The sequence below is a fragment of the Pseudomonas sp. NFX71 genome (assembly GCF_048079215.1).
Taxonomy (GTDB): Bacteria; Pseudomonadota; Gammaproteobacteria; order Pseudomonadales; family Pseudomonadaceae; genus Aquipseudomonas; species Aquipseudomonas fluorescens_B.
Map to the genome: position 1 here is coordinate 5,610,006 of NZ_CP182230.1, position 15,798 is coordinate 5,625,803.

Annotated in this window: 7 protein-coding genes and 1 pseudogene; 6 read left to right on the forward strand and 2 right to left on the reverse strand. The window is 56.5% G+C overall.

What is annotated here, in order from left to right; genetic code table 11:
• Positions 1-4: 4 nt before the first annotated feature.
• From ACM1ZW_RS26115 to ACM1ZW_RS26135, 5 genes are all read left to right on the forward strand, one after another.
• A complete protein-coding gene (locus ACM1ZW_RS26115) occupies positions 5-2,725 on the forward strand; it encodes an RHS repeat domain-containing protein (protein ID WP_416739663.1) in 2,721 nt (906 codons plus the stop codon).
• Entirely contained in the window at positions 2,676-2,981 is a 306-nt protein-coding gene (locus ACM1ZW_RS26120; RefSeq protein WP_416739664.1) for a hypothetical protein, read from the forward strand. Before ACM1ZW_RS26115 ends, ACM1ZW_RS26120 begins: the two co-directional genes overlap by 50 nt.
• Positions 2,982-3,258: 277 nt before the next feature.
• Positions 3,259-5,751 carry an autotransporter outer membrane beta-barrel domain-containing protein gene (locus tag ACM1ZW_RS26125; protein WP_416739665.1) on the forward strand — a complete coding sequence of 831 codons (2,493 nt, stop codon included), beginning with the start codon at positions 3,259-3,261 and terminating at the stop codon, positions 5,749-5,751.
• Positions 5,752-6,074: 323 nt separating this feature from the next.
• A complete protein-coding gene (locus tag ACM1ZW_RS26130) occupies positions 6,075-7,142 on the forward strand; it encodes an autotransporter domain-containing protein (protein WP_414879229.1) in 1,068 nt (355 codons plus the stop codon).
• 95 nt (positions 7,143-7,237) lie between these two features.
• The gene (locus ACM1ZW_RS26135; protein WP_416739666.1) at positions 7,238-10,120 is read left to right on the forward strand and encodes an RHS repeat domain-containing protein; all 2,883 of its coding nucleotides are present in this window, start codon (positions 7,238-7,240) and stop codon (positions 10,118-10,120) included.
• Between the two features lie 113 nt (positions 10,121-10,233).
• Here the strand turns inward: ACM1ZW_RS26135 and ACM1ZW_RS26140 are convergent.
• A pseudogene (locus tag ACM1ZW_RS26140) lies at positions 10,234-10,560 on the reverse strand (alpha amylase C-terminal domain-containing protein); the annotation flags it as partial.
• Between the two features lie 88 nt (positions 10,561-10,648).
• Here ACM1ZW_RS26140 and ACM1ZW_RS26145 point away from each other — a divergent pair.
• Positions 10,649-13,510, forward strand: a complete 2,862-nt coding sequence (locus ACM1ZW_RS26145; RefSeq protein ID WP_416739667.1) for an RHS repeat domain-containing protein — start codon at positions 10,649-10,651, stop codon at positions 13,508-13,510.
• 56 nt (positions 13,511-13,566) lie between these two features.
• Here ACM1ZW_RS26145 and glgB read toward each other — a convergent pair whose 3' ends face one another.
• Entirely contained in the window at positions 13,567-15,798 is a 2,232-nt protein-coding gene (glgB, locus tag ACM1ZW_RS26150; RefSeq protein ID WP_416739668.1) for a 1,4-alpha-glucan branching protein GlgB, read from the reverse strand.

Genomic DNA, 15,798 nt, shown 5'->3' on the forward strand with positions numbered 1-15,798 from the left:
CACGATGACTTCCCTTGCGTGTCACGACAGCAACACTCCGACGTTGGCAGTGATGGACTCTCGGGGGCTGCCTGTCCGTATCGTCGCCTACTGTCGTGAGCATGCAATCCAGATCGCGGAGTCGCGGATCACTCGTCAAGCCTTCAACGCTGCCGGGCAAAAGGTGGCGAGCTGGGACCCAAGACTGTGGGAAGACTCACCGACACCCAATGTGGCAACGGTGCACGGACTGTCGGGTCAAACGCTACTGACCAACAGTGTCGACGCTGGTTGGAAAGTGGATTTGCTGAATGACGCAAGCTCATCACTGGTGAGTTGGGACAGTCGCGGCAGCCAGCGTCAAAACGAGTACGATTGGCTTCAACGCCCGGTTACCATCAGCGAGCAGTTGGCCAGCGAATCACAGCTTATCGTCGAGCGATTGATCTACGGCACTGCGAGCACTGAGTTTTCGGCCCATAACCAATGCGGCCAACGTGTTCGTCATGATCATGCTGCTGGCAGCCAATTGTGGGCGGAGTACACGGTAAGCGGTGTGCCAATCGTAGAAGTCCTGCGCTTTTTGAAAAGGCTGGACACACCAGACTGGCCACTCGCTCTGCCGATGCGCGATGCATTGCTTGAGGATGGCGCAGGTTATGTTTCATATCACTCCTACTACGCAGCAGGTGCAATGCGCAGTGAGACTGATGCCGGGAATAATCTTCGGTCATTTACCTATACGCTGGCCGGAGAGCTCAAAGAGGTTCGGCTGAAACTCGCGGGTGTGGGCCAATCAACGCACGTGCTGGTCAGCGACATTCATTACAACGCCTCGGGCCAAGCTGAAAGCGAAACGGCCGGTAACGGAGTGGTGACGACCTCGCAATACAGTGCTGACGACGGCCGCCTGATTCGACTGTCGAGTGGTGTCCCCGGCTTTGCCCCGCATCAAGACTTGCATTACCACTACGATCCAGTGGGCAATATATGTCGCCTCGAAGACAAGGCACAGCTCGTCCGTCACTTCAAAAACCAGCGAACCGACCCCAGCAATAGCTATTGCTATGACAGCCTTTACCAGTTGGTTAAGGCCCATGGAAGACAAGTGGCTTCAAGTAGTCATGGCCCTGCCCTCCCATCCATACTGCCCACACCATTGGATGCGAATCAGCTCATCAATTACACCCAATCCTTCTCTTATGATGCTTCCGGCAATCTGCTTTCTCGCCACCATAGCGGCTCGCCGGCATTGAATATGGCCGTTTCCAAATGCAGTAACCGTTGTTTAACCGTGTTCGATGAAACATCTCCACCTGATGAGGAAGCAATCGCCAGCGGGTTTGATGCCGCCGGTAATCAAACGCAACTAACGCGCGGTCAGGTCATGAGCTGGAACGCTCGAAATCAACTGCATCGGGTCACGATGGTCGTGCGGGAGGATGGCCCGGACGATCTGGAATTTTATGTTTACGGTGAGCGCAGTGAGCGACTGCGCAAAGTGCGACTTACTCAAACGAGCAGCCGCACATTGCGCGCTGAGGTGCGTTACCTGAAAGGACTCGAAATACATATTGATAACGCGAGCGGCGAAGAGCGCCACGTCCTCAATGTGAGGGCGGGCCAGAACCAGGTTCGAGTTCTGCATTGGGAAACAATGCCGCCAAAAGATGTTATTCAGGATCAACGTCGTTTTGGCCTGACGGATCTGCTTGGTTCATGTACCGCAGAGCTTGATGAAAACGCTCGCCTGATCAACCAGGAAGGTTTTTACCCGTATGGCGGAACCGCATGGTGGGCGGGAGTTAGCTCTTTGGAGACGAAATACAAGACTCGACGCTATTCGGGAATGGAGCGGGATGCCGCAGGGCTTTATTACTATGGGTATCGTTACTATGCGCCGTGGTTGCAGCGATGGATGTGTCCGGACCCGGCGGGTGATGTAGAAGGGCTTAATCGATACCTGATGGCTGTAAATAATCCGGTGAGTTTTTTTGACGCTGATGGGTTGTTCCGTACACCCATAACAGAGCGGACCAGCAAGTCTAGACTTTCATACCACGATCCAGACCTACAAGAGCGCTTCGACTTAGCCGACGAAGCAACAAAAAAACGATTGGATGTGGTCAAGGAAAATTTGATACACACCGCAAAACCGAAGCACGAATTCCAATCGGTATCACGGTATGACCCATCGGTGTACAAGCCAGATAGTTTTACCAATGTATTTGAACGACATACCTGGACGTTCGAAGACAATTATCGAAACCCAGACAGCTCAAACTATTTCGCAAATGACGTAGCGAAATTTCAATACGACAGGGTCTCGAAAGCTGGAGGTTTTTTCGGACACCTGCCTTCCATAATACGTCGATGGGCTGTTAGCAATCGGCAGACACTTCAGGTCACCAGAAACATGGAAAGTGGATCATCAGAACTGTTGGAAGCTTTCATGAATAAAACAGTCAACGGAAAATCCACGCAGCGAATTTTGGATGACTTTGGACTGAGAGCGATAAGGGTAGACTTCGCAGATGATACTTTCGATGTTTACGTAGAACCGGTTACAGATGAAATCGTTGAGTATGATGAAATCAGTTATCTTGAAAGAAAAAATACAATATCAACGGAAATTTCACACTCCTCCGATACAGAATCAAACCATTCACCAGAACTTACAGCAACGCTCCACGCCATTGAAGAGCAGCCCAAGCGTTCTTCTGCTCGAAAACTTTCAATATCCTAGTAGAAACAAGGCCGGCGACTTCAACGACTGGCAGCTGCAAGGCAACACCGCCCTCGCCCGCCGTGACTACCTGCACGAAGCCTTCGAACGTCACCACGGTCGTCCTGCCAAAACCTATACGGCGCGGTTTCCGTTGCTGCGCCTGGACCGGATTTACCTGCGCAACGCCAGCAGCCACGAACCGCGAATATTGGGCAGCAGGCCATGGACGCATTTGTCGGATCATTTGCCGTTGGCGGTGGAGGTGCATTTGTGATTCGCCGCCGGCCTCGTTTGACCCCATGCTAAAAAAAAACAGCCGTACCTGTTATTTCTGACAGTAGCCACGCTGAGAATCTGTTGTTACGGTGCACGTGTCCGTATCAGTTGCAGGTACGGATGGAACCGTAGCGGCCAACATTGCCAGGTTTTATTCAGTTCGGCTTTTTTGCATTACCGATGTCGTCTCGCAATTCGCGCTGCCAACAGCGTCTGAAACCCTGTCACTCCTGACGAGTGAAGGCCTCGGGCGCCTCCGACGCGTGGAGACGAGCATGACGTTTTCGACACACCTGCCCCATTGCCGTTATTCGGCCTGCGCCATTTCCCTCTCGCTGTGCATAGGCGCATCCCCTTCCACTCTTGCCACTTGCGCATTCACACCAACCGCCGGCAACGACAGTTTCACTTGTGACAGCGGCAGCAGTGGGCCTTTGACCGATCTGTCAGGCAATAACACCCTGAACTTTCCCGTCAATGGCACCGGCACCCTCAACGGCAATGTGATCTTTGGCGCCGGCGACGACACCGTAGACATGAGCTCGGGCAGCCTCGCGGGCACTCTCGATCAGGGCGATGGCGACGACAGACTGATCATCAGCGCCGGCCAGATAACCGGTGCCGTCAGCCAAGGCAACGGTATCGATGACTTCATCATGTCGGGTGGAATCATCGCGTCCCTCGCCCAAGGCGACAGTCGAGACACCTTCCTCATGACCGGCGGCACCATCGTCGGCGCGTTCGAGGACGGCGATAACGCCAGAATGACCGCCGGGACCATCGGCCGGGTCGACATGAAGCTCGATGACAACCTGTTCGATCTCTCCGGCGGGCGGATTATTGGCAATCTCGTTACCGGATTTGGCACTGACACCCTTATCGTTTCCGGCGGGTGGATCGGCGGCAATGTCAGTGTCAGCGGCGGCAACGATAGCGTCACGGTGACAGGAGGCGAGATCGTCGGCGAAGTCCGACTCAGCGCTGGTGATGACACCTTGCTCTGGGACGGCGGCGGTGTCATCCACTCGGCCATCCTCATGGGTGAAGACAATGACAGCGCCACGCTGCGCGGTCTTGATGAAAGCATTCTCGCCGCCTCGCCGGCCATCGATGGCGGCAACGGCAACGACATGCTGATGTTCGACCGGACCGCCTCGGCGGGCGCCAGCCGTTATATCAACTGGGAAACGGTAAACTTGAACAACGGCTCGCGCTTCGACCTCGCCGGCAATTTTGTGCTGGGCGATAACGCCAGCGGTACGGGTGTGTTCAATATCGACGGCAATAGCATCCTGACGTCCACCCAGGGCAGCATCACGCCGTTCTCTGCTGCTCAGCGCGTCACTTTGAACAACGCTGGCGCGATCGATTTGAGCAGCGGCAATACCCGCACCAACGACACCCTGACGGTACAGGGCAATTATTCGGGCAGCGGCGGTCAGTTAGTGTTGCAAAGCGCGCTCGGCGCAGACAATTCCCCCAGCGATAAACTGGTGGTCAACAACGGGACAATGACCGGAAACACTCTGCTTACCGTCAGCAACGTCGGAGGATCCGGCGGTTTGACCCTGCAAGACGGTGTCCAGGTGGTTCAGGCACAGGGAACGACGACCAGCGACAACGGGGCCTTTGCCCTAAGGGGCCCGGTTTCGGGCGGGCCTTACGAGTACTTTCTGTTCAAGGGAGGAATCACTGCAGGCAGCGAAAACAGTTGGTTCCTGCGCTCCACTATTGTGACCTCTGCCGAGGGCACTCCGGTGGCGGCTGCCGGAACGCCAACTTTGCCCATCGCCGTCGCCGGAGCGGCGCCGATTCCCTTGTACCGTCCGGAGGTCCCGACCTGGTCAGTCATACCGCCGGCAGCGGCACAGCTGACCATGGCGGCGCTCGGGACGTTCCATGATCGCCAGGGCGATCAGCGCCTGCTTAAAGAAACCGGTACCGTCGGCGCTGGCTGGGGCCGGGTCTATGGCAGGAACCTTGACCAGACCTGGGCTGGCACTGTATCGCCGCGACTCGATGGATCGCTTGACGGTTTTCAAGTCGGAAACGACGTGTACAGCTCACAAACGCCCAGCGGCCAGACCTGGCGCACTGGTCTGTTCGTCGGCCACACCCGCTTGCGGGGCAATGTGGACGGTTTCAATCAGGGTTTTGAAGGCAAGCGTGCGGGCAAAGTCAAGCTGGAAGGCGAGAGCTTTGGCCTGTACTGGACGTTGACTGATCCCGAAGGCTGGTACGTCGACGCCGTCGCAATGGGCACTCGACTGAGAGGCGACAACCGTTCCGAACGCGGACTGAAACTCGACAACCGCGGCCACGCCCTCACCCTTTCGGCCGAGGCCGGTTATCCGATTGCGCTAGCGGGCGACTGGGTCGTGGAGCCCCAGGTGCAAGTGATCCACCAGAAAATCGATCTCGACAGCCAGGACGATGGCGTTTCACGCGTCTCGTTCGATGCCGATGGCCTCTGGACCGGGCGCCTGGGGGCTCGACTCAAGGGCCGTTATGCAGTCAGTGGCCGGCCAATCGAGCCCTATCTGCGAGCCAATCTTTGGCAGACCTTTTCGGGCACTGACACGGTGACATTCGGGACCTATCCGATCGAAACCCAACAAAAATCCGCTTCCGCCGATCTGGGTGTCGGGGTGGTGCTGAGCCTCGCGTCGTCCGTCAGCGTGTACGCCAGTGCCGACTACAGTAGCAATATCGACAGCAATCCATTGCGCGGGAGGTCGGCAAATCTGGGTGTGCGAATCACCTGGTAAGATGATAGCAAGCTACCAAAAAGCCTCTAGCCCGAAGGTTTCATGACGTTTTTTCGAACAAACAATAACTTAGATGGCCGTCGAAAATCAGTCACTTGCGAACGCTAAAATAGCACTACCACTTATCGGCCATTTTCTTGACGCAGCGCCACGGGTCTTCTTAGCTACACGGTACTACCCCGGAATTAACACCTGAGGCAATCCCCCAGACACCCGTGAAAACGAGCGGGCCAAGGCTTGCCCCACGCCATTCGGTCGCCCCTCAATCGGGGTAGGAGAGACGCCAGAGCGAGATACCGCATGCGACTGCAAGGTAGACCTCCATGAAAACTTCATTCACCCCACAAGAGATCAAAGTCACTTTTTGCACAGTCTCGAGCTCACTCCTGCTGTGCTCATCCATGGAAGTGCAGGCCTCACCTGCCGAGGAAGAAACATCCCTCTGGTATGACCAGGAGGTCCCGGCGCTTACCTTGCCCGCGCTCGCCTCAACCTACCCCGGCCGCTTCAGCGCCAACCCTGATTTGCGAAGTTCACACCTGACCATCGAAGACGCTGCACCCTTAGCCTGGGATCAGCTGTACGGGCAGACGTCGCGGCAGGCTCAAACCGATTACCAGTCTCAGGGCTTCACGCTTCCTGGTGCCCATCAATTCAAAGGTCCGGCGATCCTGACCCTGCAAAGTGGTAGCGGCCATACCCAGCAGTTCGGTCTGATCGGCGGCACCAGTCAATTCCAGAGTAACGGCAACGGCCTGCTGACCAGTCGCGCCCTCGCCGCCCCCAATACCGACACGCTTAACCTGCAAGGTCAGAGCCTCGGCGCCTACTACAGGCTGACCGGCCCCCAAGGCTGGCACGTGGATTTGACGGCCAGCGGCGGTCGGGTCAACGGCATCAGCCGCAGCGAACAAGGCGCCCGGCAAGTCACCGAAGGCAGCGCAGTCACCTTCTCGGTGGAAGGCGGCTTTCCGATTGGTCTGAGCGACAACTGGGTCGTCGAACCTCAGGCGCAGTTGATCAATCAGCGAGTCACACTGGACACCCCTTATGCAGGATCGGGAAATGCCTCGTCCAGCGACCTGTCCTCCTGGAGCGGCCGGGTCGGTGCGCGACTGAAAGGCAGTTACGACATCAAGGGCCTCGCCGTTGAACCGTATGTGCGGACCAACTTGTGGCACACGGTGTACACCGGCAATACCGTGACCCTCGATCAGGTCGACAAGATCAGCAGCAGTCGCTACTCATCCACCGTCGAAGTGGGGTTGGGTCTGGTGGCCAGGGTGACGCCCGCCGTGAGTCTGTACTTCAGCGCCGATTACAGCAGTGATGTGGATGACAATGATTTGAATGGGTTGATTGGCAGTCTGGGTGTGCGGATGCGGTGGTGAAAAAAACCGGGCTCCACTGTTATTTCTTACAGTAGGCAAGCGCGTGAAGGTCGTGCATTTTGATGCGCAGTCCACATTGATCAAGGCCAGCACGGATGCCTACTGGAATCTTCACCAACGCGCACACCGGCACACCGACCCTTCGGGTGTCGGAAGCGCGTGGGCTGGTGGTGCGGGACGTGCAGTTTCACCGGCGTGAGGTGGATGACCCGATTGATACGCGGGTAACCGAACAACGTTTCGATGCGGTTGGACGGTTGGTGGCCAGCCGTGATCCGTATCTGTTCGACCTGGCGAAGACTGATGAGACGACGCCGTTCAACCTGAGGCAGACCATGAGCCTGTCCGGCCTCGCGCTGGCGAACGACAGCGTGGACGCCGGATGGCGCGTTGGCCTGCAGGGTGAAGCCGGGCAGAGCCTGGAAAGATGGGACGGTCGCGGCAGCCACTCACTGACGCAATACGATGAACTGCTGCGCCCGACGGCCATCCGAGAGCGGGGACAGGACGTCGCCGAGCACACGCTGGAGCGTTTTACCTATGCCGATGCCAATGCGGAGGCTGCCGCGCACAACCTGTGCGGCCTGCTGATTCGCCATGACGACCCGGCGGGCACGGTTCGTGTGCATGACCAGAGTCTTGCCGGTGGCGTGCTGAGCCACACCCGGCACTTTTTACGCGACACCGAGGCGCCCGACTGGCCGCTGGAGGTTGCCGAGCGAGAGGCACTGCTCGAATCTGGCGACGGTGCGACGACATTGAATGCCTATTCCGCCAACAGTGAGCCGTGGAGCCAAACCGACGCCTTGGGTAACCGCCAGGCGTTCACCTACACAATCGATGGCCAACTGAAAAACACCCGGCTGACCCTCGCCGGCGACAGTCAGACCGAAAAGCTGCTGGTCAGCGATCTCCGTTACAACGCCACCGGCCAGCTCGAAACGGAAACTGCCGGCAACGGCGTCATCACCCGCCACCGCTACGACGAGGCCGACGGCAGGCTGACGCAACTCAGCGCCCACAAAGCCGATGGCACGCCGCTGCAAGACCTGAACTATCTCTATGACCCGGTGGGCAATGTGCTGAGTATCGAAGATGCCGCGCAACCGATCCGCTACTTCAATAACCAACGCATTGAGCCGATCAAAACCTATCGCTACGACACGCTCAACCAGTTGATTTGCGCCACGGGGTGTGAGGCCAAAACCGGCCGCGGCGGCCCCGCCCTGCCCGATTTTCAGCCATTGCCCCCCGACCCCAGTCAGATTGCCAACTACACGCAAACTTATCATTACGATGCGGGCGGCAATTTGCTGGATCTGGTGCATGTTGGCGCCCAAGCTCATGGCCGTACCTTGACTAGGTCCCGCTACAGCAACCGCTGTTTGCCCCAGCGCGACAATCGGCCGCCGACCGAGGACGAGTTGGCCACCGGCTTCGATGCCAACGGCAATCTGCGAGAGCTGCAAGCCGGTCAGTCACTGTTCTGGGACTTGCGTAACCAACTGCGAGAAGCCCACCCCGTTGTGCGCGAGGACAAAGAAGACGACCGGGAATGCTATATCTACGACGGCGACGGCCAACGCGTGCGCAAGGTGAATTCAAGTCAAACCAACGCGCGCACGATCATTCGCGAAGTACGTTACCTGCCCGGCCTGGAAATCCGCCGTCACAGCGGCACCGGGGAAATCCTCCTCGTCATCACCGCCAGCACCGGTAGCAACAGCCTTCAAGTGCTGCATTGGGTGTCGAAGCCGCCCGATGAAATTGCCTTGGACCAGGTGCGTTACAGCCTTGACGATCACCTGAAATCCAGCACGCGGGAACTGGATCAAAATGCTGGCCTGATCAGCCAGGAATGGTATTACCCGTTCGGTGGGACTGCGTATTGGGCTGGACGAAATGCAACCGAGGCCAAGTACAAGACCGTGCGTTATTCCGGCAAGGAGCGCGATGCCACAGGGCTTTATTACTACGGATTCCGCTATTACGCGCAGTGGTTGCAGCGGTGGATTAATCCGGACCCGGCGTGGGCGATTGATGGTCTCAATTTCTATCGTATGGTCAGGAACAATCCAGTTGCGTTATTTGACACCAATGGGTTGTCGCCGCAGGGCGAGCTAGCGGACAAAATGATGAATAGCAACAAATTTCACGATATCTATCTCGATAGTCCAGAGAAGGCATTTAGGTACTTATCCCATAGACACAGAGACGAAGACCCGGATGTTGTTGCAAAGGCTCTAAAGCGAGTCCAAAAAAGAATGGCTCCCAGCGATGAATCGCTGACCCAGAAAATGAGCAATCTTACAGTTACTACACACCAAAAACTCATACGCAATCCATCGCAAGAATATAGTTACATGAAAGAATTCAAAGCCATATACGCAACCACTCATGGATCGCACGCAATCAACACGGCCATGAGAAAAAATGAGGAAATTTCACTCAGCGGAAAAACAATAATACGCGAACTGACTGATCGCCATGGAGATCAGGAGTTTTCGGGGGCGCACGGAAAAGAAGCTGCAAGATCCATCGAAATAATCGCAAAAGTTTTCAATCTTCATGACACAAAGCAAATAAGCTCTCAGCTATACAATCAAACTAACGAGTCAACCCGCACCTATTTTCGAGGACAATCTTTAAGTGCGGCTGCACTGGAGGTATTCAGGACGGCACAAGAAGATGGTTCCATAGTCTACTCAAAGAGTTTTCTTTCCGTCGCCAAAGAAAAAGAAACAGCCGTAGATTTTATACGCAGTGAGTCAGCTGTTCTTTTTATAATATCTGGATTTAGTGCCGCAAACGTAGTTTCAAATTATTCTGCGTCGACCGTAAAAACCCTCGTATTTACGCCTTATGCAGACTTCAAAGTGACCGCCGTCGGTTATAGCACCGAAAAAGAAGGCAGAGTTATTATCAAACTAACAGAAGTGCGAGGTCATACGGGAAACCGCATCCCCATGCCTCGTTAATTAAAACCAAACAGGCACTGGGCATTGGCATATACCGAAATCACCAGACTGATATCGCTCGCCTGTTTTTGCGCTTCAACATACACTCAGCACCCTTTATAGCTACATGCCCATCAACCCTCCGGCCGCAACATCAACACCGCCAACGGCGGCAAATTCAACACCAACGACAACGCTTGGCCATGGCTCGCCTCTTCCTCGGTAAACGCCCCGCCGCTGTTTCCGTAATTCGACCCGGCATACATCGCCGCATCACTGTTGATCACCTCAGTCCAGCGCCCGGCAAACGGTACGCCAATCCGATAGCCCTCACGCGGCACCGGCGTAAAGTTGGCCACCACTAACACCGGCCGGCCGTCCTTGCTCCAGCGCATAAACGCTGTTGATCGCATCATCACCGATCAACACTGGAACCCTTGCCGCGCGTCGTCCTGGCCATGCTCCTCGACCTGTTACTTCTTACAGTAGGCAGCCGTGTGAAGGTCGTGCATTGTGATGTGCAGTCCACATTGATCAAGGCCAGCACGGATGCCTACTGGAATCTTCACCAACGCGCACACCGGCACACCGACCCTTCGGGTGTCGGAAGCGCGTGGGCTGGTGGTGCGGGACGTGCAGTTTCACCGGCGTGAGGTGGATGACCCGATTGATACGCGGGTAACCGAACAACGTTTCGATGCGGTTGGACGGTTGGTGGCCAGCCGTGATCCGTATCTGTTCGACCTGGCGAAGACTGATGAGACGACGCCGTTCAACCTGAGGCAGACCATGAGCCTGTCCGGCGTCGCGTTGGCGACCGACAGCGTGGACGCCGGATGGCGCGTTGGTCTGCAGGGTGAAGCCGGGCAGAGCCTGGAGAGGTGGGACGGTCGCGGCAGCCACTTACTGACGCAATACGATGAACTGCTGCGCCCGACGGCCATCCGTGAATGGGGACAGGACGTCGCCGAGCACACGCTGGAGCGTTTCACCTATGCCGATGCCAGTGCAGAGGTCGCCGCGCACAACCTGTGCGGCCTGCTGATTCGCCACGACGACCCGGCGGGCACGGTTCATGTGCATGACCAGAGTCTTGCCGGTGGCGGGCTGAGCCACACCCGGCACTTTTTACGCGACACCGAGGCGCCTGACTGGCCGCTGGAGGTTGCCGAGCGAGAGGCACTGCTCGAATCTGGCGACGGTGCGACGACATTGAATGCCTATTCCGCCAACAGTGAGCCGTGGAGCCAAACCGACGCCTTGGGTAACCGCCAGGCGTTCACCTACACAATCGATGGCCAACTGAAAAACACCCGGCTGACCCTCGCCGGCGACAGTCAGACCGAAAAGCTGCTGGTCAGCGATCTCCGTTACAACGCCACCGGCCAGCTCGAAACGGAAACCGCCGGCAACGGCGTCATCACCCGCCGCCACTACGACGAGGCCAACGGCAGGCTGACGCAACTGAGCGCCCACAAAGCCGATGGCACGCCGATGCAGATCCTCAAATATCTCTACGACCCCGTGGGCAATGTCCTGAGCATCGAGGATGCCGCGCAACCGATCCGCTACTTCAACAATCAGCGCATCGACCCAATCAAGACCTACCGCTACGACACGCTTTACCAGTTGATCTACGCCACTGGTTGTGAGGCCCAATCCGGACGCGGCGGCCCCGCCCTGCCCGACTTTCAACCCTTGCCGCCCGATCCCGGCCAGATCGCCAACTACACGCAAACCTTTTATTACGACGCGGGTGGCAACCTGCTGGACCTGGTGCACGTCGGCGCGCAAGCCCATGGCCGCACCTTGACCCGAGCACGTTACAGCAACCGCTGCCTGCCCGAGCGCGACAACCGGCCACCGACCGAGGAAGAACTGGCCAACGGTTTCGATGCCAACGGCAATCTGTGTGAATTGCAAGCCGGCCAGCTGCTAAGTTGGGATCTGCGCAACCAACTCAGGAAAGTCTGTCCCGTCGTGCGCGAAGATAAAGAAGATGACTGTGAATGCTATTTCTACGACGGCGGCGGTCAACGCGTGCGCAAAGTACACTCAAGCCAGACCAATGCCCGTAGCGTCACTCGTGAGGTGCGTTACCTGCCCGGCCTGGAAATCCGCCGTCACAGCGGCACTGGGGAAATCCTCCATGTCATCACCGCCAACGCCGGCAGCAACAGCGTGCAGGTGCTGCATTGGGTGTCGGCACCACCCGACCCAATGACTCAGGACCAGGTGCGTTACGGCCTCAACGACCACCTGAAATCCAGCGCACTGGAGCTGGATCAAAACGCCAACCTGATCAGCCAGGAATGCTATTACTCGTTTGGTGGCACGGCGTATTGGGCCGGTCGAAATGCGACCGAGGCCAACTACAAAACCGTGCGCTACTCCGGCAAAGAACGGGATGCAACAGGGCTCTATTACTACGGATTCCGCTATTACACGCCATGGTTGCAGCGGTGGATCAATCCTGATCCGATGGGATACATAGACGGGATGAATTTGTTTTTGATGGTTTATAACAACCTGATTAACTATCAGGATGCCCGTGGACTATGCGGCTCCAAAGTCAAAGCAACACCCCCCATAAAATCTAAAAACATGAAGGCCGCAAAAAACAAGCTCGCAACCATGCATAAAAACAAACAGAAATTCCACGCAGAAAACCTTAAACACCTAGGAGAGTGGAATATTTTACCCAATGAATTATTATTGGTTCACACATTAAGACTGGATCTGGAATCACACAAAAACAGCGAGTTACTCTCACAGAGCGCAGCATCGTTATTTTCAAGCTGGGATATTATAAGCGCTAGCTTAATAAAGCTTAGCGATCGAAGCACAGCCACCTATTCAAAAAATATTAAAACACAATTAAGTGGATTCGAGGGTATGACCTTTGATTCGCCAGAAAATACTTCGGAGCATTACACCCAATCCAAAAGAATTACTTTCGGAGAAATTGCTTTTAAACTTAGAGTACCAGCAGCAAACATCATAGGAACCATCCCGTTCGATAACGGTTTTCCTAATCAAACGGGCCGAAACGCAAAGACTACCGAAGAAAAAGGCAGTCTTGCCAAAGCATTCCATAACGGACAAACAAAATTCAATGGAGAAAAATCAGAACTGAACACTTATTACCAAATTGTTTCTCCAGAGCAGCTAATCAAAGATCAAAGTGAGTGCGGCGGCGATTGGAATGAAGTTCTTATTGTGGGGCGAAAGGATATCTCAATACATCCTGGTTTCCCAAATACGGGGGCCATTTCAGTAGAAGAAATATTTATATTGCCACAGCAAGATATACGACTATCAGATGGAAAGCCGGTACTTCCAGACTTTCTTCAGGAAGCAGCTGACAGAATAAAAATTGCAAACCCCGGAATTCCTATCACTATAAAATAATAGGCGACCGGCTCCAGAAACATATCTGGGGCCGGCCCCCTGACTTATTACGCTGCTTATCCCTCCGGCCTCAACATCAACACCGCCAACGGCGGCAAATTCAACACCAAGGAAAGCGCCTGCCCATGACTCGCCTCTTCCTCGGTAAACGCCCCGCCGCTGTTCCCGTAATTCGACCCGGCATACATCGCCGCATCACTGTTGATCACCTCAGTCCAGCGCCCGGCAAACGGTACGCCAATCCGATAGCCCTCACGCGGCACCGGCGTAAAGTTGGCCACCACTAACACCGGCCGGCCGTCCTTGCTCCAGCGCATAAACGCATAAACGCTGTTGATCGCATCATCGCCGATCAACCACTGGAACCCTTGTGGGGCGTCGTCCTGGTCGTGCAAGGCGGGTTCTTCGCGGTACAACCGGTTCAGGTCGCCGACGAGTTTCTGCACGCCTTTGTGTTCCGAATACTGCAGCAAGTACCAATCCAGCTGCTGATCGTGGTTCCACTCGCGCCACTGGCCAAATTCGCAGCCCATGAACAACAGTTTCTTGCCCGGATGTGCCCACATGAAGCTCAGGTAAGCCCGCAGGTTGGCGAATTTCTGCCAGCGGTCACCGGGCATTTTGTCTATCAGCGAGTGTTTGCCGTGAACCACTTCGTCGTGGGAGATCGGCAGGATGAAGCGTTCGGACCAGGCATACACCAGGCCGAAACTCAGTTCGTTGTGGTGATGGGCGCGGTACACCGGATCTTGCTGGATGTAGTGCAGCGAATCGTGCATCCAGCCCATGTTCCATTTGTAGTCGAAACCCAGGCCACCCTGCTGCGTACTTTGGCTGACGCCAGGCCACGCCGTGGACTCTTCGGCGATCACCAGCGCGCCGGGCGCTTCGAGGTTGACCACATCGTTGAGGTGACGCAGGAAGTCGATCGCTTCAAGGTTTTCCCGACCGCCGTGACGGTTCGGCACCCACTCGCCGGCCTTGCGCGAGTAATCGCGGTACAGCATCGACGCCACCGCATCGACGCGCAGGCCGTCGACGTGGAAATGCTTGAGCCAGTGCAGCCCAGAGGCCAGCATGTAGCCGTGCACTTCGGTGCGACCGAGGTTGTAGATCAGCGTGTCCCAATCCTGGTGGAAGCCTTCCTGCGGGTTACCGTATTCGTACAGCGCGGTGCCGTCGAATTGCGCCAGGCCGTGAGTATCGGTCGGAAAATGCGCCGGGACCCAATCGAGAATGACGCCGATATCGGCCAGGTGGCAGGCGTTGACGAACGCTGCGAAATCATCCGGCGAACCGTAACGGGCGCTCGGGGCAAACTGTGAGAGCAGTTGATAGCCCCATGAGCCGCCGAACGGATGTTCCATGATCGGCATCAGTTCAATGTGGGTGAACCCCAGTTCCTTGACGTACGGAATCAAGCGTTCGCCCAGCTCATGCCAGGAGTACTGGCGCGCCACTTCGCCCAGATCGTCCAGCTCGCACTGCCAGGAACCGGCGTGCAATTCGTAGATCGACAGCGGCGCGCTCGGTTTTGAACGCTCGACGCGAGCCTGCATCCACTCGTGATCCTGCCACTCGATGCTCAAGGGAGAGGCGACTTTCGACGCAGTGTCCGGCGGCAGCGTGGTGGCCAGGGCCATCGGATCGGCCTTGAGCGGCAGAATGCCGTGGGTGCCGAGGATCTCGTATTTGTAAGCCTCGCCTGCCTGCAGGCGCGGGATGAACAGTTCCCAGACGCCGGTCGGGTGACGCAGGCGCATCGGGTGCCGACGGCCATCCCAGTTATTGAAGTCGCCGACCACCGACACCCGTTTGGCGTTCGGAGCCCACACGGCGAAACGCACGCCGTCGACACCGTCGACGTTTTTCAGCTGCGCACCCAGGCAACTGCTCAAGTCACGGTGATTGCCTTCAGCGAACAGGTACAAGTCCATTTCACCGAGCAACGGACCGAAGCTGTAAGGGTCTTCGGAAACCTGTTCGCCGCCCGCCCAACGCATGCGCAGCACATACGGCTGCGCCCGATCGAAATGCCCGACAAACAGCCCGGGCGTTTCGGTGGCCTCAAGGGCGCCGAGTTCCTCCCCGGAATCCTTGGCCAACACCTGTACGCTCAACGCGTCAGGCAGGTAGGCCCGAATGAATTGCCCGCCAGCGCCATCGCCATGGGGGCCGAGAATTGCAAAGGGGTCTTGATGCTGGGCGCGTACCAGCGCGTCGATGTCCCGCGATCTGGGCAGTAACGCCTCTTTAGCGTGACCCTGTTCCTTGTTCGAGAAACTCAT